The organism is Massilia paldalensis, assembly GCF_044901715.1.
In the GTDB taxonomy this organism is placed as follows: Bacteria; Pseudomonadota; Gammaproteobacteria; order Burkholderiales; family Burkholderiaceae_D; genus Telluria; species Telluria paldalensis.
In genome coordinates, this window is sequence record NZ_JBJCIU010000004.1 from 522,166 (window position 1) to 548,826 (window position 26,661).

Below are 26,661 nucleotides of genomic sequence, written 5' to 3' on the forward strand. Positions count from 1 at the left end.
TCAGACCTCGATGCCCAGGATGGCGCAAGCGGCGTCGAAGCTGGCCTGGGCCTGCGCCAGCGTGGGCGCGACGAAGGTCACGTGGCCCATCTTGCGGCCGCGGCGCGGGTCGGTCTTGCCGTACAGGTGCAGGTTGGCGCCGGGCAGCGCCAGCACCTCGTCCCAGGCCGGCTCACGCGCGACGTTGCCGTCGCCTTCGAACCAGACGTCGCCCAGGATGTTCAGCATGACGGCCGGCGAATGCTGGCGCACGTCGCCCAGCGGCAGCCGTGCCATCGCCCGCACCTGCTGGGCGAACTGGCTCGTCACGCAGGCGTCGATCGTGTAGTGGCCGCTGTTGTGCGGACGCGGGGCCATCTCGTTGACGACCAGCGAACCGTCCTGCAGCACGAAGAATTCGATGCACAGCACGCCCACGTAACCCAGTTCGGCGACGATGGCGCGCGCCGCCTGCTGGGCCTTGACCGCGCGCTCCTCGGACACGTTCGGTCCCGGCACGGTGGTGGTGAACAGGATGCCGTCGCGGTGCACGTTTTCCGCGATCGGGTAGACGACGGATTCGCCGTCCGCGCCGCGCGCCGTCAGCACCGACACCTCATAGGCCAGCGGCAGCATCTTCTCGAGCAGGCAGGTAACGCCGCCCATCGAGGCGAAGGCGGCGCGCACGTCGTCGCGCGAACGCACGCGCACCTGGCCCTTGCCGTCGTAGCCCATGCGCACGGTCTTCAGGATGCCCGGCAGCAGGTCGTCGCCGATGGCGTCGATGTCCGCTTCGGACGCGATGGTCTTGTGCGGCGCCGGCAGCACGCCCGACTTGGGCGCGCAGGACACGAAGAAGGCTTTTTCCGCGATGCGGTCCTGGGCCACCGAGACGCCGTGGGCGCCCGGCGCCACGAACACGCGTTCGGCCAGGCGCGACAGGCTCGCGGCGGGCACGTTCTCGAATTCGGTGGTCACGGCCACGCATTGCGCGGCCAGCGCATCGAGGCCGGCCGCGTCGTCGTAGCCCGCCTCGACGAGGCGCTCGGCGACCTGCCCGGCCGGGCAATCGCCGGAGGGTTCCAGCACGGCCACGCGGTAGCCCATGGCCTGGGCCGCGTGCGCGAACATGCGGCCCAGCTGGCCGCCGCCCATCACGCCCAGCCAGGCCGGCTCGGCCGCGGCCGGCAGCGCCGGGGAAAACGTCGTGCCGCTCATCGCTGTTCGTTCACCGGCAGGACCATGGCCTTGGCGGCCGCGGTCTGTTGCGCGCGGAACGCTTCCAGCTTGCCGGCCAGCGCATCGTCGACGGTGGCGATGATGGCGATGGCCGTCAGCGCGGCATTCGCGGCGCCCGCTTCGCCGATGGCGAAGGTCGAGACCGGCACGCCCTTCGGCATCTGCACGATCGACAGCAGCGAATCCTCGCCGCGCAGGTATTTCGACGGCACGGGCACGCCCAGCACCGGCACGACGGTCTTGGCGGCCACCATGCCCGGCAGGTGGGCCGCGCCGCCGGCGCCGGCGATGATCGCGCGCAGGCCGCGCGAACGGGCGGTCTCCGCATACGCGAACATCTCGTCCGGCATGCGGTGCGCCGAGATCACCTGCGCCTCGAACGGCACGCCGAATTGTTCGAGGATGGCGCAGGCGTGCTGCATTACGTCCCAGTCCGAGCTGGAACCCATGATCACGCCGACGAGCGGCTTGTTCTGCTCAGCCATCGCTTATACCTTCAGCTTCTCGCCGGTCAGGCGTTCGATGGCTTCGAAGTACTTGGCCTGGGTTTTTTCGATGACTTCCGGCGGCAGCGCCGGCGCCGGCGGGGCCTTGTTCCAGTCCTTCAGCGTTTCCAGGTAGTCGCGCACGAACTGCTTGTCGAACGACGGCGGCGACATGTCCGGCGCGTACGAGTCGGCCGGCCAGAAGCGCGAGGAATCGGCGGTCAGCACTTCGTCCATCAGGTGCAGTACGCCGTTCTCGTCCAGGCCGAACTCGAACTTGGTGTCGGCGATGATGATGCCGCGGGTGGCCGCGTAGTCGGCGGCGGCCGTGTACAGCTGGATGCTCACGTCGCGGATCTTGTTCGCGAGTTCCGTGCCGATGCGCTGTTCCATGTCGGCGAAGCTGATGTTCTCGTCGTGCTCGCCCAGGTCGGCCTTGGCGGCCGGGGTGAACAGCGGCTCCGGCAGCTTGTCCGCCTGGCGCAGGCCGGCCGGCAGGTCGATGCCGCAGATGGAACCCGTGGCCTGGTAATCCTTCCAGCCCGAGCCGATGATGTAGCCGCGCACGACGGCCTCGACGAGGATCGGCTTGAGGCGCTTGGCGACGACGGCGCGGCCCTTCACCTGGTCCACTTCCTCCGGGGCGACCACGGACTCCGGCGCCACGCCGGTCAGGTGGTTCGGCACGATGTGGCCGAGCTTCTCGAACCAGAAATCGCTCATCTGGTTGAGCACCATGCCCTTGCCGGGGATCGGCTCGTTCATCACGACGTCGAACGCCGACAGGCGGTCGGTGGTAACGATCAGGATCTTGTCGTCGCCGACGGCATAGTTGTCGCGGACCTTGCCGTGGCCGAGCAGCGGCAGGGAGGAAATAGTGGACTGGTAAAGGCTTTTCATAGAGGGGATGTCTTGATAAAGCGAAACCGGCGGTGTTGGCCGCCGGTATGAGGATTCAGGGCTTGATGCCTGCGCCAAAGCGGTATTTTACGCGAATTCTTCGCTACTTCTTTCAATAAAAACGTCGTCCCCGCGAAGGCGGGGACCCAAGTTCGTGGCTCGGCGACGAAAATTGGGTCCCTGCCTGCGCAGGGACGACGGCTTCAAGGACGTGGCGAAGGTTACTGCACGATCTGCGCCAGCTCGCCCTTCTTGTAGCGCTCGGCCATCTTGTCCAGCGGGATCGGCTTGATCTTCGCGGCCATGCCTTCGCAGCCGAAGGCCAGGTAGCGCGCCTTGCAGACTTCCGTCGCCGCTTCGCGGGCCGGCTTCAGGTAGTCGCGCGGGTCGAACTTGGCCGGGTTCTCGAACAGGTACTTGCGGATCGCGGCCGTCATCGCCAGGCGGATGTCTGTGTCGATGTTGATCTTGCGGACGCCGTGCTTGATGCCTTCCTGGATTTCCTCGACCGGCACGCCATAGGTTTCCTTCATGTCGCCGCCGAATTCGCGGATGATCGCCAGCAGTTCCTGCGGCACCGACGAGGAGCCGTGCATCACCAGGTGGGTGTTCGGGATGCGCGCGTGGATTTCCTTGATGCGGTCGATGGCCAGGATGTCGCCGGTCGGCTTGCGCGTGAATTTATAGGCGCCGTGCGAGGTGCCGATGGCGATGGCCAGCGCGTCGCACTGGGTCTTGGCCACGAAGTCGGCGGCCTGGGCCACGTCGGTCAGCAGTTCTTCGCGGGTCATGGTGCGGTCCGCGCCGTGGCCGTCTTCCTTGTCGCCCTTCATCGTTTCCAGCGAACCGAGCACGCCCAGTTCGGCTTCGACGGTGACGCCGATCGAGTGCGCGAACTTGACGACTTCCTTCGACACTTCGACGTTGTACTCGTACGAAGCGACCGATTTGCCGTCCGCTTCCAGCGAACCGTCCATCATCACCGAGGTGAAGCCCGAGCGGATCGCGGCCATGCACACGGCCGGCGACTGGCCGTGGTCCTGGTGCATGACGACCGGGATGTGCGGATAGGCCTCGACGGCGGCGTCGATCAGGTGGCGCAGGAAGGCTTCGCCGGCGTACTTGCGGGCGCCGGCCGAGGCCTGCATGATCACCGGGCTGCCGGTGGCGTCGGCCGCGGCCATGATGGCCTGGACCTGTTCCAGGTTGTTGACGTTGAACGCCGGCAGGCCGTAGCCGAATTCGGCGGCGTGGTCCAGCAGTTGACGCATTGATACGAGTGCCATGGTTTAAGCTCCATACAATAAAGAAAACGGTACAAAAGCAATGCTCACCGTCGCCCCTGCGAAGGGAGGGGCCCAATTTGCCGGCGTTACGGCTGCGCTCGCCAAATTGGATCCCTGCCTGCGCAGGGACGACGTGGTTTGAGCACTACTTTTACGGGAGCCATACAAACCTGCTGCGCTCACATCCTGGCACGTTCAGCCAGAATGCATGCGGTGCTCGCTACGGTTTGTTCAAGCTCCCGTTTGATCGAGATCGCCGACACGGACGATCTTCAGTGCATTGGTGCCGCCGGCCTGGCCCATCGGGGAACCCCAGGTCACGACGATCAGGTCGCCCTTGCGTACGACGCCTTCGCGCATCAGCAGTTCCTCGGCCTTGCGCAGCACGGCATGGCTGCCGCCTTCCTGCAGCAGGTGGAAAGCCTGCACGTTACGATACAGCGACGCCTTGCGCTGCGTCGTCTGCGACGGGGTCAGCGCATAGATCGGGGTATCGATCGAGTGGCGGCTCATCCACAGCGCGGTCGAGCCCGATTCGGTCAGCGCCACGATCGCCTTCACGCGCAGGTGGTGCGCGGTGAACAGCGTGCCGTAGGCGATCGACTGGTCGATGCGGGTGAACTGCACGTTCAGGAAGTCCGCTTCCAGCTTGTTGTACTCGGAACGCTCCGCTTCCACGCAGATCGCCGACATCATCTCGATGGTCTCGACCGGGTACTTGCCCGATGCGGTCTCGGCCGAGGTCATCACGGCGTCGGTGCCGTCCAGCACGGCGTTGGCCACGTCCGAGACTTCGGCGCGGGTCGGGACGGCGTTGACGATCATCGACTCCATCATCTGGGTCGCGGTGATGGCCAGCTTGTTCGATTCGCGCGCCATGCGGATCATGCGCTTCTGCAGCGCCGGCACGGCGGCGTTGCCGACCTCGACGGCCAGGTCGCCGCGGGCGACCATGATGCCGTCCGATGCGTCCAGGATTTCCTGCAGCACGGGAATCGCCTCGGCGCGCTCGATCTTGGCGATCATCATCGGCTTGTGGCCGAACGGCTCGCCCGCGATATTGGCCAGCTGGCGCGCCATTTCCATGTCGGTCGCGCTCTTCGGGAACGAGATCGCCAGGTAGTCGCACTGGAAGCTGGCCGCCGTCTTGATGTCCTCCATGTCCTTCGAGGTCAGCGCCGGCGCCGTCAGGCCGCCGCCCTGGCGGTTGATGCCCTTGTTGTTCGACAGTTCGCCGCCGACCTTGACGACGGTATAGATCTCGTGGCCCACGACGCGGTCCACGACGAGCACGATCAGGCCGTCGTTCAGCAGCAGGCGGTCGCCCGGCTTGACGTCGCGCGGCAAGGCCTTGTAGTCCAGGCCGACGCGTTCCTGGTTGCCCAGTTCGCCGTTATCGCCCCACTTCGCATCCAGGATGAACTGGTCGCCATTGTTCAGGAAGATCTTGCCTTCCTCGAACTTGCCGACGCGGATCTTCGGACCCTGCATGTCGGCCATGATGGCGACTTCGCGGCCGCACTCGGCGGCGGCGCGGCGCACGAGGGCAGCGCGGTCGATATGGTCCTGGGCCTTGCCGTGCGAGAAATTCAAGCGCACGACGTCGACGCCGGCACGAATCATGCGGACGAGGGTGTCGAAATCCTGGGAAGCAGGGCCGATGGTGGCGACGATCTTGGTACCACGAGACATTGATCTATCCTTGAAAGAAAAGCGCAGCCCGAAGCTGCGCCGATACCGTTTATATTATTTTGCAGCACTGCGCTGCAGCAGGATCTCCACTGCCGGCAGCGTCTTCCCTTCGAGGAACTCGAGGAAGGCGCCACCGCCGGTCGAGATATAGCCGATCTGGTCGGCAATTTGGTATTTGGCGATCGCAGCCAGGGTGTCTCCTCCACCTGCAATCGAGAATCCTTTGGAACGTGCAATGGCGTGCGCCAGGGTCTTGGTTCCCTCGGCGAACTGGTCGAACTCGAACACGCCGACGGGGCCGTTCCACACGATGGTGCCGGCCTGGCCGATCTGCTCGGCGAGCTGGGCAGCCGTCTTCGGGCCGATGTCCAGGATCATGTCGTCGTCGGCGACATCCTTGACGTCCTTGACGGTCGCGGCGGCGGTCGGCGCGAATTCCTTGGCGCACACGACGTCGACGGGAATCGGCACCTGCGCGCCGCGCGCGGCCATCTTGTCGATAATGGCCTTGGCTTCGTTCACCAGGTCCGCTTCGGCCAGCGACTTGCCGATGTTCAGGCCCACGGCCTTCATGAAGGTATTGGCGATGCCGCCGCCGACGATCAGGTTGTCGACCTTGTCGGCCAGGCTCTGCAGGATCGACAGCTTGGTCGAGACCTTGGAGCCGGCGACGATGGCCAGCAGCGGGCGCTGGGGCGCGCCCAGGGCCTTGCCCAGCGCATCCAGCTCGGCCGCCAGCAGCGGGCCGGCCGCCACGACCGGCGCGAACTTCGCGATGCCGTGGGTGGTCGCCTCGGCGCGGTGGGCGGTGCCGAACGCATCGTTGACATAGACGTCGCACAGCTTGGCCATCTTCTGGGCCAGGCCGTCGTCGTTCTTCTTTTCACCCTTGTTGACGCGGCAGTTCTCCAGCAGCACGACCTGGCCGGGAGCGACGTCCACGCCATCGACCCAGTCCTGTTTCAGTGCGACTTCCTGGCCCAGCAGCTCGGACAGGCGCTTGGCGACGGGCGCCAGGCTGTCTTCCGGCTTGAATTCGCCCTCGGTCGGACGGCCCAGGTGCGACGTGACCATTACGGCAGCACCGGCATCAAGCGCGGCGCGGATCGCGGGAACCGAAGCGCGCACGCGCGTGTCTTCGGTAATGTTGCCGGCGTCGTCCTGCGGTACGTTCAGGTCGGCGCGAATGAAGACGCGCTTGCCTTTCAGCGCGCCTTGGTCGATCAGGTCTTGCAAGCGGGTGAAATTGAGAACGGCCATTGTCAGCAGTCTTGTCTGGTGAAAAAAAAGCTATTTTACTCTACGAAGAAGCTTGATCCAGCGTCGCGAGCGGCAGCAGGACGGGATGAGAAGCGCAGCTGTACGGACGTACAGCGAGCATCGCAGGCCCGCCCTGCAACGCGCAGCAGCTGGCTCGGGCTTCTTAGCTAACGTTGCCAAAAATATGAGATATGCGCAAGAGTGTGAAGACCAGCATGCCAAACACGATGGTCTGCAGCATGTTACGGCGCCACAAGTAATATCCCAGCGACGCCATTGCCGCCAGCAGCTTCGGATTGGCCAGGTCGAGTTCGACTTCGCCATGCGTACCGAGTACGAGGTCGGGGCCGATGATGGCCGCCAGCGCACAGGCCGGCGCATAGCGCAGCATCTCCTGCACGCGCGGCGGAATATTGACGCGGTGGCCGACCAGCCAGAACACGCTGCGGGTGCACGCCGTCGCCGCGCACAGCACGGGGATCACGAGCCAGATTTCCCACTCAGCCATGGCGCCCTCTCTTGCGCAGGATGTTTTCCTCGACCGCCATCGCCGTCACCATGCCCACCAGCACGGCCAGCAGCAGCCCCAGTTTGTACGGCAGGCCACAGGCCAGCACGGCGACGACGCCGGACACCACCACCCCGCACAGCGCGGCGCTGTTCACCGTCAGGGGCACCATCACGCACAGGATCGCCAGCGTGCCGGCAAAGCCGAGCTGCCATTCGCTCGGCACGGCGCTGCCCAGGAAGATGCCGGCCAGCGAGCCGATCTGCCACGACACCCAGTTCGGCACCATCAAGCCCTTGAGGAAGGACAGCTTGCCCGGCGCCGGCGTCGGGTTCGGATAACGCTGCAGGTAGAGGGCGATGGAGATGTCGCCAGAGATATAGCCGAGATAAAAGCGCTGGAACCACGGCAGGTGCGAGAAATGCGGGCCGAGCAGGACGGAAAAGATCACGAAGCGCAGGTTCACGACGAGGGCCGTCGCGAAGATCACCCACAGCGGCGCGCCGGCGACGATCAGCGGCAGCGAGGCCAGCTGGGCCGAGCCGGCGAACACGGTCAGCGTCATGACGGTGGCCTGCCATACGGTCAGGCCGCCCTTGACCATGGCCACGCCGATGACGAGGCCCCAGGCGCCGATACCGAACAGCGTCGGCAGGCCGGTCTGGAAGCCGTCGCGCCAGGCCACGGGGTCGTGACGGTCGAATGCCGCAATGTCGAGCTTGCCTGCGTCCGGATGCGCCGAATTCATGTCGCATTCCTGCAACAAAAGCAATGATCCAGGGCGGCAAGCAAGAGGCGATGGGGCATACAACGTTGTGATAGTTCGCGTGAATTTCTAAATAGAAACTCTACTCGACAGTAATCGGCTCGCTATTCTACCGAAGGCCGCCGCCAATGAGGTCGAATCCGTTAAAATCATGATCTTGTCGATATTATTTCTTGATGGAGCTGTCAATGAACGAGAAGACCATCCCCGTGGTGGAACTGCAGGCGAAAGATTTGCCCGCGTATTGCCCGAACCCGGCCATGCCGCTGTGGTCGTCCCACCCGCGCGTCTTCCTGGATTTCGATCACCACGGCCATGCCAAGTGCCCGTACTGCGGCACCCAGTACCAGCTGGCGGCAGGCGTATCGCTCGGCCACCACTGATCCGGCTCCCGCGCCGCCTGCCGGCCTGTACTGTAGCGCCATGAAGGAATACCGGGCGCCATGGTGGCTGCCGGGCGGCCACCTGCAGACGATCTATCCGGCGACGTGCATCGCCAAGCCGCCGGTCGCGTTCCGTCGCGAGCGCTGGGACACGCCCTGCGGCCAGGATTTCATCGACGTCGACCACGTCGACGGCGAGACGGGCAGTCCCTGCGTGCTGCTGTTCCACGGCCTGGAAGGCTCGTCGGACAGCCATTACGCACGCTCGCTCATGGCCGCCGTCAAGGCGCGCGGCTGGCACGGCGTCATCCCGCATTTCCGCGGCTGCTCGGGCGAGGCGAACCTGGCCCCGCGCTTCTACCATTCCGGCGACGCCGAGGAACTCGACTGGATCATCCGCCGCCTGCGGCCGCGCCATCCGGGGCCGTTCTACGCGGCCGGGGTCTCGCTGGGCGGTAACGTCCTGCTGCGCTGGCTGGGCGAGCAGCGCCACGGCGCGGCCATCGTCGATGCCGCCGTGGCCGTCTCCGCCCCGCTCGACCTGGCCGCCGGTGGCGCGGCGCTGTCCACCGGTTTCAACCGCTTGTACACGCGCATGTTCCTGGAAACCCTGAAACCCAAGGCGCTGGCCAAGCTGGAGCGCTATCCCGGCCTGTTCGACCGCGAGCGCTTGATGGCCGCGCGCGACCTGTACAGCTTCGACAATGTCGTGACGGCGCCGCTGCACGGCTACCGCGACACGGACGACTATTGGCACCGCGCCAGCGCCAGGCACGTCCTGCCCGACATCACGGTGCCCACGCTGGTGCTGAACGCCCGCAACGACCCTTTCCTGCCGGGCCACCACCTGCCGACCGCGGCCTCGCGCGCCGTGACGCTGGAGTATCCGGAACAGGGTGGCCACGTGGGCTTTTCCACCGGGCCATTTCCAGGCCGCCTGGACTGGCTGGCAACACGCATCCTGCATTTCTTCGACACGCTGGCGGGGTCGCCGATGCGCGCGCCGGAACCGGCAAAGGTATGCCAAGCTTGATCGCATGGACGACATCGTAAGACAGGCAATGGCCAAGTGGCCGAACGTGCCGCACTGCTACGGCTGGCTGGCCCTCGATGCGCGCGGCGCCTGGCGCATGCGCGACGAAGCGGCCCAGCAAGCGGGCAGCCCCGGCGACAAGCTCAACAACGAGGCGCTGGTCGGCTTCATCAACCGCAACTACCTGCACGACGAACGCGGCTGCTGGTATTTCCAGAACGGCCCGCAGCGGGTCTACGTGAACCTGGAAGCGACGCCCTTCATCGCGCGCACCGACCCGGTCCACGGCTTCGTGCTGCAGACGGGCCAGCCGCTGGCCGCGCCGGACGAGGTATTCCTCACCGAGGCGGGCGCGATCGTGCTGCGCGCGGGGGACGTCACCGCCCAGGTCGACGACCGCGACGTGGCCTACCTGCTGCATGCGCTGGAGCGCGACGGCAAGCCGGTGGGCGACGAGGAACTGCTGGCGTGGCTGGAGCACGGCGGCGGGGAACTGGCGCTGTGCTGGAAGGGAGGCTTGGTGAACGTGCAGCGGATCCGGGCGGACGGGATGGCGGAGCGGTTTGGGTTCGTGCAGCGGCCGGATCGGTTGAACCCGCCGAAATAGCATTGTCCGCACCACGTAACGACAAACCACGTCGTCCCTGCGCAGGCAGGGACCCAAGTTCTGTTAGCGTTACGGCTGCGCCTACAAATTGGGTCCCTGCCTGCGCAGGGACGACGGCACTGATGACGTCGCGTTGATGACGCTTATTCCGCTTACTCGTCCTTCTTGTCCTTCTTGTCCTGCTTCTGCTTTTCCTTCAATTCCCGCTCGCGCGCATCGATCACCGACTGGTCGTAGAACGACACGTCCTTCGCCTTGCGCGCCAGGTCGAGCTGATCGACGGCCGCCGGTACCGCCCCCGTCAGCACATAGGACTCGGCCAGCGCCATGTGCTGCAGGGCGATCTTGCCCTGGGCCGCATAGGTCTTGGCCAGCTTGTCGTACAGCTTGGGTTCCTCGCGGTACTGCTGCACCTGATCCCGCAGGAAGGCGCCGGCCTGGTCCAGCTTGCCGGCCGCGATCAGCGCATCAGCATACTGGCGCGCCGCCATGCGCGACAGCGGGTAGCGGTGGTAGACCTGTTCCGCCTGCTGGGCGGCCTGGGCCACCACCTCGGGCGGCTGGCCGGGTGCCATCTTGATGTCGATCTCGAGCTGGGCGAACATCGCCTCGCCGTTCGGACCGGGACGCTCCGCGGACAGCACGCCGGGTTTCGGTTTCGTCGAGGCACGCGCCTTGTCGAGCCAGGACTGGGCCCCTTTCAGGTCGCCCTGCCTGAAGGCCAGGAAGGCCATGCCGTACATGCCGGCCGTCTGGTGCTGGGTGTTCTGCTCGGCCATCTGGGCCTCGAACGTGGAGCGCGCCTCGTCGCGTCCGTTCTGGCTTTCGTCCTGCAGCACGCGGGCGCGCGCGCGCACAAGGTGGAATTCGATGCTGTCCGGCTTGATGCGGCCCGGCTTCGGATTGTCGCGGATGCGCGCCTGGATGTCGGCGATGCGCTCGCCCGTCAGCGGGTGGCTGGACAGCCAGGCCGGCGCCTCGCCGTACAGCCGCGTCGTGCTCTGCAGGCGCTTGAAGAAATTGACCATGCCGGTCGTGTCATAGCCCGCCGTGCGCATCGTCTGGAAGCCGACGCGGTCGGCCTCGCGCTCGGCGTCGCGGCTGAAATTCAACTGGCGCTGGATCGCCAGGCCCTGCCCGCCCATCGCCACGCCGATCGCCGCATCGGCCCCGCCGCCGGCCTTGCCCACCAGCGCCGCCAGCAGCAGCGCGGCCAGCGGCAACAGCGCATCCTGCTTCTGCTGGCCGATCATGCGCGCGATGTGGCGCTGCTGCACGTGGCCGATCTCGTGCGACAGCACGGAAGCGAGCTCGGATTCGTTCTGGGCCGCGATCAAGAGCTGCGAGTGCACGCCGATGAAGCCGCCGGGCAGCGCGAACGCATTGATCATCGGATCGCGCACGGCAAAGAAGAAGAAATCCGCATTCGTCTCGCCGCGCGCGCCCGGCGCCGCCTGCACGAGGTTCTCGCCGAAATTGTTCAGGAACTCGAGGGTCGGGTCGTCGTCGAGGTAGTCGCGGTCGCGCCGGATGTCGTTCATGATCTCCTCGCCGATCTTGCGCTCGAAGACGGGCGACAAATCGGCGCGCGCCGTATCGCCCAGCGTCGGCAGGCTGTTGAGATCGGTAACGCCGCGCAGGACGGGCGTCGTCGGCGTGGGGGACGTGGCGGGGGCGGCCAGCGCAAAGCCGGCGGCGACGGCCAGGCAGGCGGCCGTGACCACGCGCCGCCAGGATGGTGATTGCTGCAACATCGCTCGAATCGGGTTCGGTTTCACGGTGCTATGATACCCGCTTCCCGGCCGGTGTTACCGTCCGGCCAAACTTCGATACGACAGCTCAGACCCAGCATTCACACCATGACGACGCCCGCCTCCGACCACCTCACCCACTTCGACGACGCCGGCCAGGCCCATATGGTGGACGTCGGCGCCAAGAACGAGACCCACCGCGTCGCCGTCGCCGCCGGCACCATCCGCATGAAGCCGGAAACCCTGGAACTGGTTAAAAGCGGCAGCGCCAAGAAAGGCGACGTCCTCGGCGTCGCCCGCATCGCCGCCATCATGGCCGCCAAGCGCACCAGCGACCTGATCCCCCTGTGCCATCCGCTGGCGCTGACCCGCGTCGCCGTCGACTTCGAGATCGACGATGCGAAGAACAGCGTGCACTGCCGCGCCCAGGTCGAGCTGGTTGGCAAGACGGGGGTCGAGATGGAGGCGCTGACGGCCGTGCAGGTCGGCTTGCTGACCATTTATGACATGTGCAAGGCGGTCGACCGCGGCATGGTCATGACGGACGTGCGCGTGCTGGAAAAGCATGGCGGCAAGTCCGGGGACTGGACCGCCGCCGTCTAGTCGCCCTCAGGCGCCCGTCAATTCCTTCTCCAGGTACTTCTCCAGCCCTTCCAGCGACTTGCCCTTGGTCTCCGGCAGGCAGGTCGCGACGAAGATCAGCGAGCCGACATTGATGGCGGCGAACACGAAGAACGTGGCGCTACCGAACTGGGCCATGGCGATGGGGAACAGCAGCGCCACCAGGGCGTTGAAGATCCACTGGCAGGCGACGGCGGTGCCGGTCAGCACGCCGCGCAGGTGCATGGGGAACAGTTCCGACATCAGCAGCCAGTACACGGGCGAAATCAGCATCTGCATGAACAGCAGGAAGCACAGGATGCAGGCCAGCGCCGTATAGCTTTTCGCCAGGCCGTCTGGCATCCACAGCAGCACGGCGCCCAGCGCGGCCTGGGAGGCGACGACGAAGCCGAGGCCGGTCATCAGCATCGGGCGGCGGCCATGCTTGCCGATCAGCCAGATGCCGAAGAAGGTGGCGATCACGGCCACGACGCCGTTGCCGATGGTGGCCGTCAGCGCCGCGTTCGTGCCCAGGCCCGTCGACTTCAGGATGATCGGCGTGAAGTACATGAAGGCGTTCACGCCCGTGAACTGGGCCACGAAGCCCAGGCCGATGCCGATCCACAGCAGCTTGCGGATCCAGGGCGTCGCCATCACGGCCGACCAGCCGACCTGGTCGTGCTCGATCTCGTTCAGCTTGACCATGTCGGCCATTTCCTTGTCGATCTGCTTGTCGCTCGACCGGATCTGTTGCAGCACGGCGCGCGCCTCCTCCATGCGGCCCTTGCTGGCCAGCCAGCGCGGCGACGCCGGCACGAACAGCATCCCGATGCCCAGCAGCACGCCCGGCACCGCGGCAATGCCGAGCATGTAGCGCCACACGTGCGGGGAATCGGACAGGTAGGCCAATAGCGCGTTGAGAATGTAGGCGATCAACTGGCCGCTGACGATCATCAATTCGTTCTGGCTGACGAGCCGGGCGCGGCGGCTGGGGCCGGCCATTTCGCCGATGAACACGGGCACCGTCGACGAAGCTCCGCCCACGGCCAGGCCCAGCACGAAGCGCATCGCGACCATGACGGCGACGGAGGGCGCCAGCGCCGTGCCCAGCACGCCGATCATGAACACGAGCGACAGGCCCAGCAGCGTCGTGCGGCGGCCATAGCGGTCGGAGAGCGTACCGGCCATCAGCGAGCCGAACGCGGCGCCGAACACGAGGGCCGAGGTCACGATGCCTTCCGTGACGGGGGTGAGGCCGAGGCCGCCGTTTGCGACCGGGGTGCTCATGAAGGGCAGCGCACCCGAGATGACGCCCGTGTCGTAGCCGAAGGCGAGCGCGCCCATGGTGGCGGCGAGCGCGACTTTGAAGACGAAGCGGCTTTCCTTCGTATCGGGCGGCGCCGTTACGGCGGCCGGCGTGGTAGTGGTAGACATCGATGCGTATCCTTTGGCTGGTGGACGGAACTGTCGCAAGACAGCGGGTCTCCTCCTTCTCGCCCAGGAACACGTCTGGAACACGATTGATTGCTTATATCGCAATAGCTTCGCTTTTCTTTCATGAAGGATACATCAACCCCATTTGCACGAATGTTTGGGAACGTACATAATTCACCATTCGACACCTTTTTTGCTGTGCCGGAAGCGTGTCAGTACGCGTCGGTCGTTGTTCAGTTTTGCCACACATGAAGGCCTGGACGGGCGGCGGCCGGGCGTCTGCCAGTGGCATGGTTATTGCGTGTTCCATATCGCCTACACCCTGCGTGGCTTTCCAGTAGAGTTACGTGTAGATGCATTCTTCCTCAACACTTCCAGGAGAACGACCATGAGCTGGACCAAGCCGCAATTCATCGACCGCCGTTTCGGTTTCGAAATCACGATGTACATCCTGAATCGCTGATATGCACGGTGTCGGCAATAATGACGCCATGTCCGGCACCGGCTGGCTCGCCCGATGAAGATTCTCGTCCTGGGCTCCGCCGCCGGTGGCGGTTTTCCGCAGTGGAATTGCAACTGTCGTAATTGTGCCGGGCTGCGCAACGGCACCCTCCGCGCCACGGCGCGCACGCAATCGTCGATTGCCGTGTCGTCCAACGGGCAGGACTGGGTGCTGATCAATGCCTCGCCCGATATCCTGACCCAGATCCGCGCCACCCCTGCCCTGCAGCCGGCACGCGCCGCGCGGGATACCGGCATTGCCGCCGTCATGCTGATGGATGCGCAGATCGACCATGTCACCGGCCTGCTGATGCTGCGCGAGGGGAAGACCCTGCCGCTGTACTGCACGGCGCCCGTGTGGAACGAACTCGAGCACGGACTGCCGCTGGCCTCCGTGCTGTCCCATTACTGCGGCGTGCACTGGCACGCATTGCCCGTCGACGGCAGCGCCGCGACGCAGGTGCCCGGCATCGATGGCATCCGCTTCACGCCGCTGGCCCTGCGCAGCAAGGCCCCGCCCTATTCCAAGCACCGCGAGCGGCCCGAGCCGGGGGACAATATCGGCCTGCTGATCGAGGACATCGCCAGCGGCCGCTCCGTGTTCTATGCGCCGGGACTCGGCGTCATCGAGCCGCACGTGGAGGCGGCGATGCAAGCGGCCGACTGCGTGCTGGTCGACGGCACGCTGTGGACGGCCGACGAGATGATCGCGCTGGGCCTGTCCAAGAAGATGGCGGCCGACATGGGCCACCTGCCGCTGTCGGGCGAAGGCGGCATGATCGAGGTGCTCGACCGCATCGGCGACCGGCGCAAGATCCTTATCCACATCAACAACACCAATCCGATCCTGGACGAAGACTCGCCCCAACGCGCGCAACTGGCGCGCCACGGCATCGAAGTCGCGTTCGACGGCATGGAGATCGTCCCATGACGCTTGCTGCACCCTGGAACCGCGAGGAATTCGAAGCGCAATTGCGCGCGCGCGGTGCCGGTTACCACATCCACCATCCGTTCAACGTCCGGATGAACGAGGGCCTGTTGCGGCCAGAACAGATTCGCGGCTGGGTCGCCAACCGCTTCTATTACCAGATCAACATTCCGCGCAAGGATGGCGCCATCATCGCCAATTGCCCGGACCGCGAGACGCGGCGCAAGTGGGTGCGGCGCATCCTCGACCACGACGGTACCGGCGAGGACGAAGGCGGCATCGAAGCCTGGGTGCGGCTGGGCGAAGCCGTCGGTCTCGGCCGCGACGAACTCTGGTCGCAGCGCCACGTGGTGCCGGGCGTGCGCTTCGCCGTCGACGCCTACGTGAATTTCGCGCGCCAGGTGCCGTGGCAGGAAGCCGTCTGTTCCTCGCTGACGGAAATGTTCGCGCCCAAGATCCACAAGGACCGGCTGGCCAACTGGCCCGTCCATTACGGCTGGATCGACCCGGCCGGCCTGCAGTATTTCCGCAGCCGCATCTCGCTGGCCGAACGCGACGTCGAACACGGCCTGCAGGTCACGCTGGACCATTTCACCACGCGCGCCCAGCAGGAACGCGCGCTCGAGATCCTGCAGTTCAAGCTCGACATCCTGTGGGCCATGCTCGACGCCATCGACAACGCCTACCCCTGACGGAAGATGCCATGATGACCGTTCCAGAAAAGCCCGCCTTGTCCCGCCTGTTCCGCATGCAGTGGGAAGAGGCGCAGAACAGCTACGTGCTGCTGTATCCCGAAGGCATGGTGAACCTGAACCAGAGCGCGGCCGAGATCCTCAAGCGCTGCGACGGCAAGCATTCCGTGCCGGACATGGTCGCCGAGCTCGAACAGGCGTTCGACCAGCGCGGCCTGCAGGACGACGTCGAGGAATTCCTGCGCGCGGCCAGCGAGCGCGGCTGGATCAGCTGAGGCCGCGACCATGAACGCGCCCCTACCTGCCGCCGTCACGCCGGCCATCGCGCCACCGCTGTGGCTGCTGGCCGAGCTGACCTACCGCTGCCCCCTGCACTGCCCGTTCTGCTTCAATCCCGTCGGCTATGCGAACGAGCGCGCCGAGCTGGACACGGCACAGTGGTTCGACGTGATGCGCCAGGCGCGCCAGCTCGGCGCGGCCCAGCTCGGCTTTTCGGGCGGCGAACCGCTGATGCGCGACGACCTCGAGGAACTCGTCGGCGAAGGCCGCCGGCTGGGGTTCTACACGAACCTGCTGACGTCCGGCATCGGCCTCACCGAGGCGCGTCTGGCGCGCATGAAGGAACTGGGCCTCGACCACATCCAGCTGTCGTTCCAGGATTCGACCCGGGAAATGAACGACTTCCTGTCGAGCACGAAGACCTTCGACCTGAAGTCGCGGGTCGCCCGCCTGATCAAGCAGTACGACTACCCGATGGTGCTGAACGTCGTGCTGCACCGCTTCAACCTCGACCACGTGGAGCGCATCATCGAGATGGCGCTCGACATGGGCGTGGAATACCTGGAGCTGGCCAACACGCAGTATTACGGCTGGGCGCTCGTCAACCGGGCGCAGCTGATGCCGACGCGCGAACAGCTGGCGCGCGCCGAGGCAACGGTCGAGGCATGCCGCGCGCGCATCGGCAACCGGATGCGCATCCTGTTCGTGGTGCCCGACTATTTCGAGGAACGTCCGAAGGCCTGCATGAACGGCTGGGGCTCCGTCTTCCTCGGCATTGCACCGGACGGCAGCGCCCTGCCCTGCCACGCGGCGCGCTCGCTGCCTGGGATCGCCTTCCCCAACGTGCGCGATACATCCTTGCGCGACATCTGGTACGCCAGCGGCGCCTTCAACCGCTACCGCGGCGATGCGTGGATGAAACCGCCCTGCCGCGATTGCAGCGAAAAACACCGGGACTTCGGCGGTTGCCGCTGCCAGGCCTATGCGATGACGGGGGACGCGGAGAATGCCGACCCCGTCTGCGCCAAATCGCCCAGCCATGGCGACGTGCACGCCATCGTGATGCATGCCCAACGCGCGCAGGCATTGCCGCAGGGTACACAGCCGATCCTGTTCCGCACCGACGCCAATTCACGCACGCTAAGCCCGAAATAGGCAGGGGCAGGCGCCGCGCCGCGCCTCACGTGCGTGGCCTGCCCCCTCAGGCCTTGCCGTCGCCCGTCCAGCCCGCCGTCCATGCCCGCCCCATCAGGCCGAGCGCCTGCTGGTGCGCGTCGGCGAACCGCACCATCGATTGCTGCTGCACCGTCATGGCATTCCTGGCCAGCGCCTCCGCGCAGGCATTGGATGCGGCCATGAAGGCACGCATCGTCTGTTCCTGGATGATGCTCGCCGAACTGAGCACCAGTTGCTGGACGCTGGCCTGCATGGCGTCCCGGTACAGGGAGGCGACGCCGGACCAGGTATCGACCCACTGGGCGGGTACGGGGGTAAGGGAAAGGATTGCTTCCGGTTTCATGCTCGTCATGATGACTCCTGAGGGTTACGGTGGATACCGCGCATCGAGCTTACTTCCGGATCCGGCACGCACATTGATCGCGCCGGACCGTGCGCCGAATCTGGGACAACCATTACATGATGAATGTAACTTAATGACACGATCTGGCGCCAGTGGCGCGCTGCCACCTGGGCAATATTGTCAATGTAACGTGGGAAAAATACGCCAGTCTCGACGATTTATTTCACATATCCTTCGATAATTTCCACGGATCAATTAACATTTCTCCAGAAACCACTAATTGCCGGCTACGCCGAATCCTCGCCTGCCTGGCCCATCCATTCTGGAGAATGACGACATGTTTCAACAAATGAAGGTCGGCACGCGGCTGATCCTGGGTTTTCTTGCCATTGCCCTGCTCGGCACCATCGTGGCCGCCATCGGCATCGTCAGCATGGACCAGATGAACGAGCGCGCCAAGCGCCTGTATCAGAACGAGCTGCTCGGCCTGTCCTATACCAAGGAAGCGAACATCGACCTGATCTACATCGGGCGCGCCTTGCGCGGCGTGATGCTGGCATCCAGCGACGAGCAGCGCAGCAAGACGCTGGCGAATCTCGAGAACTACAAGAAGATGATGCATGACAACCTGGACCGCGCCCGTCCGCTGTTCACCACCGACGACGGGAAGCGCGCCTTCGCCGAGCTCGATGCGCAGCTGAGCAGCTATGACAACGACATTGCTGCGCTGCTCAAGCTGGCCAAGGACGATGCCCTGCAGCCGCAGCGCGCCTCGATCGACTACCTGTTCGGCACCTTCATGCCCCGTTCCCAGGTGGTCGACGACAAGATGACGGAACTGGCCAAGCGCAAGGAAAAGCTGGCCAGCGATACCAACGACGCCAACTTCGCCTCCTACCGCACCAGCCGCACGATGATGCTGCTGCTGGTCGTGTGCAGCGCCCTGTCCGGCGTCGCGCTGGGCGTGCTGATCACGCGCAGCCTGACGCGCCAGCTCGGCGGCGAACCGGCGTATGCGGCCGACGTCGCGGGCCGCATCGCTTCGGGCGACCTGGTCAGCGACGTGCAGCTGCGCGCCGGCGACACGTCGAGCCTGTTGTTCGCGATGAAGAGCATGCGCGACCGCCTCGCCACCATCGTCACCGAAGTACGCGCCGGCACCGATGCGATCGCCTCGGCCTCGAGCCAGATCGCCAGCGGCAATATGGACCTGTCCTCGCGTACCGAAGAGCAGGCCGGCTCGCTCGAAGAAACGGCCTCGTCGATGGAAGAACTGACGTCGACGGTCAAGCAGAACGCCGACAATGCGCGCCAGGCCAACACGCTGGCGATGACGGCCTCGAGCGTGGCAACGCAGGGCGGCGCCGTCGTGGCGCAGGTGGTCGAGACCATGGGCTCGATCGACGCCTCGTCGAAGAAGATCGTGGACATCATCGCCGTCATCGACAGCATCGCCTTCCAGACGAATATCCTGGCGCTGAACGCCGCCGTCGAGGCGGCTCGGGCCGGCGAGCAGGGCCGCGGCTTCGCCGTCGTGGCGGGCGAGGTGCGCACGCTGGCGCACCGCTCGGCCACCGCCGCCAAGGAAATCAAGGAACTGATCGGCGACTCGGTCGACAAGGTCGGCGCCGGCAGCAGGCTCGTGGGCCAGGCCGGCAGCACGATGCAGGAAGTGGTCGACAGCATCCAGCGCGTGGCCGACATCATGGCCGAGATCACGGCGGCGAGCGGCGAGCAGACCACAGGCATCGAGCAGATCAACGAAGCCATCAGCCAGATGGACCACGTCACGCAGCAGAACGCGGGCCTCGTCGAGGAAGCGGCGGCGGCGTCGGAGTCGCTGCAGGCGCAGGCCGGCAAGCTGTCGGAACTGGTCAGCGTGTTCCGCACCGCCGCGCGCCAGGCGACGCCGGCGTCGGCCCCTGCATCGGCAATTGCGTCGGCCCGTGCTTCGGCCCCTGCAGCCGCGTCCGCTCCGGCACCGGCGCCAGCATCCGGCGCGAAGCAGCCGGCCAAGGCCGCGCTGGCGGCACCGTCCGCCGCGGCGCGCACCGTGCGTCCTGCCAAAGCCGGCAAGACTGCCAAGGCCGCCGCAACGGCCGAAGGAGACTGGGAAGAGTTCTGAACGATTCCCGGCCCAGCTTGCGCATGGTAAATTGTTCCCTTTGCCTTGCATGAGGACGGGAATGAAAGTAAGTACGCTAGCGCTGGCTGTGGCCATGGCGGCATCGAGCGCGGTTGCAGTGCCCGCAGTGGCCGCGCCGCGCGGTTTCACGGTCGAGGACATGGTCGCGATGGACCGTGTCGGCACCCCGGTGGTGTCGCCGGACGGCAGCCGCGTCGTCTACACGGTGCGCAGCACCGACGTGGCCAAGAACAAGAGTCACACCGACCTGTACCTGGTCGACCTGAAGGCGGCCAGGCCGGCGCCGCAGCGCCTGACCTCCCATGCCGCCAGCAGCACCGACCCGGAATGGTCGGGCAAGGGCGACGCCATCTATTTCCTGTCCGCGCGCTCGGGTTCGTCGCAGGTATGGCGCCTGCCGCTGAAGGGCGACAAGGCGGGCGAGCCGGTCCGCGTGACCGACCTGCCCCTCGACGTCGACAACTTCCGCGTCTCGCCCACGGGTGACCGCATCGCCCTCAGCATGGCCGTGTTCCGCGACTGCGCCGACCTCGCCTGCACCAAGGCACGCATGGAAGCGAAGGCCAAGGACAAGGCCACGGGCATGGTCTACGACCGCCTGTTCGTGCGCCACTGGGACACCTGGGCCGACGGCCGCAACGCCGTGCTGTATTCGCTGCCGCTGGACGCCGCCGGCAAGGTCGCCAAGGGTGCCGGCGAGCCCGTCAGCCTGTCCGGCATGCTCGACGGCGACGTGCCCTCGAAACCGTTCGGCGACCGCGAGGAATACCGCTTCAGCCCGGACGGCAAGGCTATCGTGTTCTCCGTGCGCATCGCCGGCAAGACCGAGGCATGGTCGACCAACTTCGACCTGTACACGGTCCCTGCTGCGGGCGGCCAGGCGCCGCGCAACCTCACCGCCGACAATCCGGCCTGGGACGCCAAGGGCGTATTCTCGCCGGACGGCCGCACCCTCGCTTACCTCGCCATGGCGCGTCCCGGCTTCGAGGCCGACCGCTACCAGGTGATGCTGATGGACGTGGCCAGCGGCGCCAAGCGCAAGCTGGCCGCCGACTGGGACCGTTCGGCCGGCGGCCTGCAGTGGAGCGCAGACGGCAAGGCGCTCGTCGTCGATGCGGAAGACGTCGGCCAGCACCGCCTGTTCTCGATCGATACCGCCTCCGGCAAGGTCACCGCCCTGACCGGCAAGGGCGCCATCGGCGGCTACGACCTGCGCGGCGGTACGCTCGCCTACACGCAGGCGAACCTGTCCTCCGGCGCCCAGCTGTATGCCGTCAAGGCGGGCAGCGTCAACCCCGTCCAGCTGACCACCCTGAACACGGAACGCCTGGCCGACGTGCGCTGGGGCGAATCCGAACAGTTCTCGTTCAAGGGCGCGAACGGCGACACCGTCTACGGCCACGTGATGAAGCCGTGGAACTACGAACCGGGCAAGCAGTACCCGATCGCCTTCCTGGTCCACGGCGGCCCGCAAGGCAGCTTCGGCAACGGCTGGAGCTACCGGTGGAATCCGCAGACCTATGCCGGCGCCGGCTATGCGGCCGTGTTCATCGACTTCCACGGCTCGACCGGCTACGGCCAGAAGTTCACGGACGCCATCAGCGGCGACTGGGGCGGCAAGCCGCTCGAGGACCTGCAGAAGGGCCTGGCCGCCGCAGTGGCCAAGTATCCGTGGCTGGACCGCTCGCGCGCCTGCGCGCTGGGTGCTTCCTACGGCGGCTACATGATGAACTGGATCCAGGGTAACTGGTCCGACGGCTTCAAGTGCATCGTCAACCACGACGGCGTGTTCGATACCCGCGGCATGGCCTTCTCGACCGAGGAACAATGGTTCACCGACTGGGAAAGCGGCGGCTCCTACTTCAAGGTGCCGCAGAACCACGAGAAGTTCAATCCGGTGCTGTTCGTGAACAACTGGAAGACGCCGATGCTCGTCGTGCAGGGCGACCTCGACTTCCGCATCCCCACGGCGCAAGGGCTGTCGGCATTCACGGCGCTGCAGCGCAAGGGTATCGAGAGCAAGCTGCTCGTGTTCCCGGACGAGAACCACTGGGTGCTGAAGCCGGCCAACTCGCTGCTGTGGCACCATACCGTGAACGGGTGGCTCGACCAGCACTTGAAGCAATAAGTCACTCCTCACTACCCGTCGTCCCTGCGAAGGCAGGGACCCAATTTTTCCGCGCCGTCGAGATGCGTAATGAACTTGGGTCCCTGCCTGCGCAGGACGACGGACGGTCCCGTTTGTATGAACGGGACCATATTATTGCCAGCAATAAAATGTTTCCTCACTTATACTGTCAGTATCTCATCAATTGACAGTAACAATGAGGATGAACGACGCGCCGGCGGAGCGCGAATTCCCACCGCAAACCTTCGACTTCGAATCGATGAACCTGCAGGTCGGCGTCCGCCTGCAACTGCTGACCCACCGGCGCCTGAAGCCAGTCCAGCATTTCTCTACCCTCATCGGCTGGCTGAAGGACGAGTACCTGATCGTCAAGATCCCGTTCGAGAAGAATGCGCCGATCGCGCTGACGGAAGGCGAGCGCGTCACCATCCGCGTGTTCTCGGGCGTGAACGTGTGTTCCTTCGCCTGCACGGTCGAGCGGGTCTTCGACCGGCCGCTGTTCTACGCCCACCTCTCCTTCCCCCGCACCATCCAGGGCACGAGCCTGCGCACGGCGATGCGGGTGCGCGTCGACATCGCTGCACAGCTGGACGCCGACTGGGCCGGCATGCGGGACTGCCAGCTGACGAACCTGAGCGTGCACGGTGCGCGGGTGGAGATGCGCGAGCCCCTGCCGCGCGAGAGCGGCGAACTGGACTTGATGTTCTCGCTGGTGTCACCGGCGAACGAGGAAGACGTGCCGATCAAGGCGCGGGCGGCGATCCGCAACGTGAACGTGCTGGGCGGGGGGACGGAACAGTCGGCGGGATTCGCGTACGGGGTGCAGTTCGTGGACCTGGATCCGGTGCACTTCACGCTGCTGCAGAATCTGACGTACGAGGTGGTGCTGGCGGATCGGCAGCGGATTGTGTAGGCGAAAAAAAACCCGGCCGAGGCCGGGTTTTTTCTGCATTGCTGTATTACTGAGCGGCTGCAATAGTAATGGTGTTGGTGCCATCGCACTTGCTCGTTCCAATCACGTTGGCAGAGCCAGTGCCGATGTTCTGGTGGCAAACCCAACCGTCGGCGTCGGTACGACGCAGGCTAACGATCTTGCCAGCGACGGCCGACGGGCCGCCTTGGATCAGGCAGGTGATACCATCAGCGCTAACGCCCACGCGGCTGCAGTTGGCAGTGCCGTCTTTCATACCGATTTCGCCAGCGCTGGTCGGAGCAGTACCGTTTTCGTTCAGTTTGACATCGAAACCGGTTTTACCGGCCGAGATTTCAGCCAGCGCAGCCGAAAACTTCGACTTGGCCACATAGTTCTGGTACTGCGGAATCGCCACAGCAGCCAGGATGCCGATGATCGCGACGACGATCATCAGTTCGATCAGGGTGAAGCCGCCTTCGGCCTTCTTGTTGATGTGCGGTGCTTTCATGGTATCTCTCCAGTTGGGTGATGCGTTAAAGGTCGTATTGCGTATCCGGTTACTGCTTGCTTCTGCTCTTCTATATGCAAGCGGCGTGCCAGTTTATTTCCGTACGGAATTTTTCGGTTTTTGCCACCAAACCCGGCAAAACCCGTCGTTTGCACGGGCCCGAGTGACAATTTTTGTCACTTGGCATGCGCAAAATTTGTCGGCCTGCCAAAACCCGTCGGTACGCAGCCAAAAATTGTCGCCCCAGGCCGCCACCCATGCCACCCGCACAAACAAAAAGGAGCGCCGTAGCGCTCCTTTTCAGTGGCAGATCGAAGACCGCAGGGTTACAGCATGGCCTTCAGCAGGCGTGCCATTTCCGACGGGTTCTTGGTGACCTTGATGCCGCAGGCTTCCATGATTTCCAGCTTGGCTTGCGCGGTGTCGGCGCCGCCCGAGATCAGCGCGCCGGCGTGGCCCATGCGCTTGCCCGGAGGAGCGGTGACACCGGCGATGAAGCCGACGACCGGCTTCTTCATGTTGTCCTTGATCCAGTAAGCAGCGTTCGCCTCGTCCGGGCCGCCGATCTCGCCGATCATGATGACGGCATCGGTATCCGGATCGTCGTTGAACATCTTCATCACGTCGATGTGCTTCAGGCCGTTGATCGGGTCGCCGCCGATGCCGACTGCCGACGATTGGCCCAGGCCCAGCGCGGTCAGCTGGCCGACTGCTTCATAGGTCAGGGTGCCCGAGCGCGAGACGACGCCGATGCGGCCCTTCTTGTGGATGTGGCCCGGCATGATGCCGATCTTGATTTCGTCCGGGGTGATCAGGCCCGGGCAGTTCGGGCCCAGCAGCAGGGTCTTCGAACCGGCCTTGGCCATGCGATCCTTGACTTCCATCATGTCGCGGACGGGGATGCCTTCGGTGATGCAGATTGCCAGGTCCAGCTCGGCTTCCACGGCTTCCCAGATGGCGGCGGCGGCGCCTGCCGGCGGGACGTAGATGACCGACACGTTGGCGCCGGTTTCGGCCTTGGCTTCTTTGACGTTCGCGAAGATGGGGATACCTTCGAAGTCTTCACCGGCTTTCTTCGGGTTCACGCCGGCGACGAATGCCTCGCGGCCGTTCGCGTAGTCACGGCACATGCGGGTGTGGAACTGGCCGGTCTTGCCGGTGATGCCTTGGGTGATGACTTTGGTGTCTTTGTTGATCAGAATCGACATTTTGTTTCCTTCGCGAATTAGGCTTGTCCAGCAGCAGCGGCGACGACCTGCTTCGCTGCGTCTTCCATGGTATCGGCCGAGATGATCGGCAGGCCGGAGTCGGCCAGCATCTTCTTGCCCAGGTCTTCGTTGGTGCCCTTCATGCGGACGACCAGCGGCACCTGCAGCGAGACGGCCTTCGAAGCGGTGATCACGCCTTCGGCGATCACGTCGCAGCGCATGATGCCGCCGAAGATGTTGACCAGGATGGCTTTCAGGCCCGGGTTCTTCAGCATGATCTTGAAGGCTTCGGTGACCTTCTCCGCGGTGGCACCGCCGCCCACGTCCAGGAAGTTGGCCGGCTCGCCGCCGAACAGCTTGATGGTGTCCATGGTGGCCATGGCCAGGCCGGCGCCGTTCACCAGGCAGCCGATGTTGCCGTCCAGCGAGATGTAGGCGAGGTCGAATTTCGACGCTTCGACTTCGGCCGGATCTTCTTCGTCCAGGTCGCGGTAGGCGACGATTTCCGGGTGGCGGAACAGGGCGTTCGAGTCGAAGTTGAACTTGGCGTCCAGGGCGATGACCTTGCCGTCGCCGGTCAGGATCAGCGGGTTGATTTCAGCCAGCGACGCGTCGGTTTCCCAGTAAGCCTGGTACAGGCCTTTCAGGTTCGCGCGGGCGGCTTCGATCGAGCCTTCCGGCACGCCGATCTTGCGGGCGATGTCGTCGGCCTCGGCATCCTGCAGGCCGGCTTTCGGGTCGATCGCGATGCTGTGGATTTTTTCCGGGTTGCTGTGTGCGACTTCTTCGATGTCCATGCCACCTTCCGACGAGGCCATCAGCACGACTTTCTGGGTGACGCGGTCGGTGACCAGCGACACGTACAGTTCTTTCTTGATGTCGGCGCCTTCTTCGATCAGCAGGCGACGGACTTTCTGGCCTTCCGGACCGGTCTGGTGGGTGACCAGTTGCATGCCCATGATCTGGTTCGCGTATTCGCGCACTTGATCGATCGACTTGGCGACCTTGACGCCGCCGCCCTTGCCGCGACCGCCAGCATGGATCTGTGCCTTGACAACCCAGACCGGGCCACCGAGTTCTTCAGCTGCCTTGACGGCTTCGTCGACCGACATGCACGGAATGCCGCGCGGAACGGTCACTCCGAATTTCCGGAGGATTTCTTTGCCCTGATACTCATGGATCTTCATGCTGGCTTCCCTTCTTCGTTACTGATTAAGTACGGTTGAATAAATAAAAAGCGAGAAATCGCGATACTACCCCGGCACCGCCTTCACAGCCCAGCGCGGATAATACTTTTCGACGACGGGGCCGTCGAGGCGCAGTGCATGGCAGCGGTCCAGTTCATACGGCCGTTCGGACGCGGTCTCGCCCGGACGGTTGGCCATCTCGTCATCGGCAAAGGCCTGGATTGCCGCGGTGGGCAGGATTTGCGCGAGTTCGGTCAGGTGGGTGCAGCCGAGGACGCCGGACAGGCGGTCTTTCAGATGCAAACGGAAATGTTTCAGCAGCGACAAGCCGATCAGCTGCTTGTAGGCAGGCGTGATGGCGTCGCAGAAACCGGGATAGGGAACGGCATCGGACGCAGCTTCTGCGTCGACGATGACCATGTCGCGATCGATGGTCACGCGCAGCTTGAGGTCGTGTACCGGCACATTGGCCGGACGGCGCCCGGAAGGCAGCTCGATGTCATGCTTCTTGACGTCGCGGATGCACGCGTCGAGGTCCCACATGCCGTCGTCGCGCAGGAACGCTTCGACGGTAATGGCGCGCGTGTGCCTGAGCTGACGCGGAGCTGGTGGAGACAGGGGCATAAACACCAATGCCGGAATGCGGCGAAAAATATTGCAGCCGTTGTGCCTGATGCACGTTGCCGCAGCTTCTACGGCAACAACCGCTCTTGCGGCGCTGCTTAAACC

27 protein-coding genes are annotated in these 26,661 nt (G+C 64.9%); 12 read left to right on the plus strand and 15 right to left on the minus strand.

The window, feature by feature from the left end; all coding sequences use genetic code 11:
* From ACI1V7_RS21710 to ACI1V7_RS21745, 8 genes are all read right to left on the minus strand, one after another.
* Entirely contained in the window at nucleotides 1-1,197 is a 1,197-nt protein-coding gene (locus ACI1V7_RS21710) for a 5-(carboxyamino)imidazole ribonucleotide synthase (protein ID WP_404533931.1), read from the minus strand.
* Nucleotides 1,194-1,703: a 5-(carboxyamino)imidazole ribonucleotide mutase gene (gene purE / locus ACI1V7_RS21715; protein ID WP_404533932.1), complete on the minus strand. Its 510-nt coding sequence runs from the start codon at nucleotides 1,701-1,703 to the stop codon at nucleotides 1,194-1,196. The genes ACI1V7_RS21710 and purE overlap by 4 nt, the downstream gene beginning before the upstream one ends.
* Before the next feature lie 3 nt (nucleotides 1,704-1,706).
* On the minus strand, nucleotides 1,707-2,603 hold the full coding sequence (locus ACI1V7_RS21720) for a phosphoribosylaminoimidazolesuccinocarboxamide synthase (protein ID WP_404533933.1): 897 nt from the start codon (nucleotides 2,601-2,603) through the stop codon (nucleotides 1,707-1,709).
* Between the two features lie 221 nt (nucleotides 2,604-2,824).
* Entirely contained in the window at nucleotides 2,825-3,889 is a 1,065-nt protein-coding gene (gene fba / locus ACI1V7_RS21725) for a class II fructose-bisphosphate aldolase (protein ID WP_404533934.1), read from the minus strand.
* A gap of 231 nt (nucleotides 3,890-4,120) precedes the next feature.
* Nucleotides 4,121-5,581, minus strand: a complete 1,461-nt coding sequence (gene pyk / locus ACI1V7_RS21730; RefSeq protein WP_404533935.1) for a pyruvate kinase — start codon at nucleotides 5,579-5,581, stop codon at nucleotides 4,121-4,123.
* Between the two features lie 54 nt (nucleotides 5,582-5,635).
* A complete protein-coding gene (locus tag ACI1V7_RS21735; protein WP_404533936.1) occupies nucleotides 5,636-6,841 on the minus strand; it encodes a phosphoglycerate kinase in 1,206 nt (401 codons plus the stop codon).
* A gap of 163 nt (nucleotides 6,842-7,004) precedes the next feature.
* A complete protein-coding gene (locus ACI1V7_RS21740; RefSeq protein ID WP_404533937.1) occupies nucleotides 7,005-7,349 on the minus strand; it encodes an AzlD domain-containing protein in 345 nt (114 codons plus the stop codon).
* Nucleotides 7,342-8,097, minus strand: coding sequence for an AzlC family ABC transporter permease (locus ACI1V7_RS21745; RefSeq protein WP_404533938.1), 756 nt, complete (start codon nucleotides 8,095-8,097; stop codon nucleotides 7,342-7,344). The genes ACI1V7_RS21740 and ACI1V7_RS21745 overlap by 8 nt, the downstream gene beginning before the upstream one ends.
* 206 nt (nucleotides 8,098-8,303) lie before the next feature.
* Here ACI1V7_RS21745 and ACI1V7_RS21750 point away from each other — a divergent pair, with 206 nt between their 5' ends.
* The 3 genes from ACI1V7_RS21750 to ACI1V7_RS21760 are packed head-to-tail and all read left to right on the plus strand — an operon-like array spanning nucleotide 8,304 to nucleotide 10,138.
* Nucleotides 8,304-8,498 (plus strand): zinc-finger domain-containing protein, encoded by a 195-nt coding sequence (locus tag ACI1V7_RS21750; RefSeq protein ID WP_404533939.1) that lies wholly within the window; start codon nucleotides 8,304-8,306, stop codon nucleotides 8,496-8,498.
* 40 nt (nucleotides 8,499-8,538) lie between these two features.
* Nucleotides 8,539-9,531, plus strand: a complete 993-nt coding sequence (locus ACI1V7_RS21755) for a YheT family hydrolase (RefSeq protein ID WP_404533940.1) — start codon at nucleotides 8,539-8,541, stop codon at nucleotides 9,529-9,531.
* A 4-nt stretch (nucleotides 9,532-9,535) separates the two neighbouring features.
* On the plus strand, nucleotides 9,536-10,138 hold the full coding sequence (locus tag ACI1V7_RS21760) for a DUF2946 family protein (RefSeq protein ID WP_404533941.1): 603 nt from the start codon (nucleotides 9,536-9,538) through the stop codon (nucleotides 10,136-10,138).
* A 152-nt stretch (nucleotides 10,139-10,290) separates the two neighbouring features.
* On the opposite strand, the gene ACI1V7_RS21765 is transcribed toward ACI1V7_RS21760, so the two are convergent.
* Nucleotides 10,291-11,892, minus strand: a complete 1,602-nt coding sequence (locus ACI1V7_RS21765) for a M48 family metalloprotease (protein WP_404533942.1) — start codon at nucleotides 11,890-11,892, stop codon at nucleotides 10,291-10,293.
* 105 nt (nucleotides 11,893-11,997) lie between these two features.
* On the opposite strand from ACI1V7_RS21765, the gene moaC reads away from it, so the two are divergent.
* Entirely contained in the window at nucleotides 11,998-12,492 is a 495-nt protein-coding gene (moaC, locus tag ACI1V7_RS21770) for a cyclic pyranopterin monophosphate synthase MoaC (RefSeq protein WP_404533943.1), read from the plus strand.
* Nucleotides 12,493-12,498: 6 nt separating this feature from the next.
* On the opposite strand, the gene ACI1V7_RS21775 is transcribed toward moaC, so the two are convergent.
* Nucleotides 12,499-13,923 (minus strand): sugar porter family MFS transporter, encoded by a 1,425-nt coding sequence (locus ACI1V7_RS21775; RefSeq protein ID WP_404533944.1) that lies wholly within the window; start codon nucleotides 13,921-13,923, stop codon nucleotides 12,499-12,501.
* A 388-nt stretch (nucleotides 13,924-14,311) separates the two neighbouring features.
* On the opposite strand from ACI1V7_RS21775, the gene pqqA reads away from it, so the two are divergent.
* Genes pqqA through pqqE form a run of 5 tightly spaced genes read left to right on the plus strand, consistent with a single transcriptional unit; the run spans nucleotide 14,312 to nucleotide 17,478 of the window.
* Entirely contained in the window at nucleotides 14,312-14,386 is a 75-nt protein-coding gene (gene pqqA / locus ACI1V7_RS21780) for a pyrroloquinoline quinone precursor peptide PqqA (RefSeq protein WP_404534177.1), read from the plus strand.
* Between the two features lie 54 nt (nucleotides 14,387-14,440).
* Nucleotides 14,441-15,355 carry a pyrroloquinoline quinone biosynthesis protein PqqB gene (pqqB, locus tag ACI1V7_RS21785; RefSeq protein WP_404533945.1) on the plus strand — a complete coding sequence of 305 codons (915 nt, stop codon included), beginning with the start codon at nucleotides 14,441-14,443 and terminating at the stop codon, nucleotides 15,353-15,355.
* Nucleotides 15,352-16,044: a pyrroloquinoline-quinone synthase PqqC gene (pqqC, locus tag ACI1V7_RS21790; protein ID WP_404533946.1), complete on the plus strand. Its 693-nt coding sequence runs from the start codon at nucleotides 15,352-15,354 to the stop codon at nucleotides 16,042-16,044. Before pqqB ends, pqqC begins: the two co-directional genes overlap by 4 nt.
* Before the next feature lie 14 nt (nucleotides 16,045-16,058).
* Nucleotides 16,059-16,319 carry a pyrroloquinoline quinone biosynthesis peptide chaperone PqqD gene (gene pqqD, locus ACI1V7_RS21795; protein WP_404534179.1) on the plus strand — a complete coding sequence of 87 codons (261 nt, stop codon included), beginning with the start codon at nucleotides 16,059-16,061 and terminating at the stop codon, nucleotides 16,317-16,319.
* A 10-nt stretch (nucleotides 16,320-16,329) separates the two neighbouring features.
* Complete coding sequence (gene pqqE / locus ACI1V7_RS21800; protein ID WP_404533947.1) at nucleotides 16,330-17,478, plus strand: pyrroloquinoline quinone biosynthesis protein PqqE; 1,149 nt, start codon at nucleotides 16,330-16,332, stop codon at nucleotides 17,476-17,478.
* A 46-nt stretch (nucleotides 17,479-17,524) separates the two neighbouring features.
* Here pqqE and ACI1V7_RS21805 read toward each other — a convergent pair whose 3' ends face one another.
* The gene (locus tag ACI1V7_RS21805) at nucleotides 17,525-17,851 is read right to left on the minus strand and encodes a hypothetical protein (RefSeq protein WP_404533948.1); all 327 of its coding nucleotides are present in this window, start codon (nucleotides 17,849-17,851) and stop codon (nucleotides 17,525-17,527) included.
* A 328-nt stretch (nucleotides 17,852-18,179) separates the two neighbouring features.
* Here ACI1V7_RS21805 and ACI1V7_RS21810 point away from each other — a divergent pair, with 328 nt between their 5' ends.
* The 3 genes from ACI1V7_RS21810 to ACI1V7_RS21820 all read left to right on the plus strand — a co-directional run bounded on the left by ACI1V7_RS21810 (nucleotide 18,180) and on the right by ACI1V7_RS21820 (nucleotide 23,029).
* On the plus strand, nucleotides 18,180-19,967 hold the full coding sequence (locus tag ACI1V7_RS21810) for a methyl-accepting chemotaxis protein (protein WP_404533949.1): 1,788 nt from the start codon (nucleotides 18,180-18,182) through the stop codon (nucleotides 19,965-19,967).
* Between the two features lie 61 nt (nucleotides 19,968-20,028).
* A complete protein-coding gene (locus ACI1V7_RS21815; protein WP_404533950.1) occupies nucleotides 20,029-22,116 on the plus strand; it encodes a S9 family peptidase in 2,088 nt (695 codons plus the stop codon).
* A gap of 196 nt (nucleotides 22,117-22,312) precedes the next feature.
* The gene (locus ACI1V7_RS21820; protein WP_404533951.1) at nucleotides 22,313-23,029 is read left to right on the plus strand and encodes a flagellar brake protein; all 717 of its coding nucleotides are present in this window, start codon (nucleotides 22,313-22,315) and stop codon (nucleotides 23,027-23,029) included.
* 46 nt (nucleotides 23,030-23,075) lie between these two features.
* On the opposite strand, the gene ACI1V7_RS21825 is transcribed toward ACI1V7_RS21820, so the two are convergent.
* The 4 genes from ACI1V7_RS21825 to ACI1V7_RS21840 all read right to left on the minus strand — a co-directional run bounded on the left by ACI1V7_RS21825 (nucleotide 23,076) and on the right by ACI1V7_RS21840 (nucleotide 26,556).
* The gene (locus tag ACI1V7_RS21825; protein WP_404533952.1) at nucleotides 23,076-23,537 is read right to left on the minus strand and encodes a pilin; all 462 of its coding nucleotides are present in this window, start codon (nucleotides 23,535-23,537) and stop codon (nucleotides 23,076-23,078) included.
* A gap of 326 nt (nucleotides 23,538-23,863) precedes the next feature.
* Complete coding sequence (gene sucD / locus ACI1V7_RS21830) at nucleotides 23,864-24,745, minus strand: succinate--CoA ligase subunit alpha (RefSeq protein ID WP_290414538.1); 882 nt, start codon at nucleotides 24,743-24,745, stop codon at nucleotides 23,864-23,866.
* A 17-nt stretch (nucleotides 24,746-24,762) separates the two neighbouring features.
* Nucleotides 24,763-25,932, minus strand: coding sequence for an ADP-forming succinate--CoA ligase subunit beta (gene sucC, locus ACI1V7_RS21835; RefSeq protein ID WP_290414539.1), 1,170 nt, complete (start codon nucleotides 25,930-25,932; stop codon nucleotides 24,763-24,765).
* Nucleotides 25,933-25,998: 66 nt separating this feature from the next.
* Entirely contained in the window at nucleotides 25,999-26,556 is a 558-nt protein-coding gene (locus ACI1V7_RS21840) for a DUF2889 domain-containing protein (RefSeq protein WP_404533953.1), read from the minus strand.
* Between the last annotated feature and the right edge of the window lie 105 nt (nucleotides 26,557-26,661).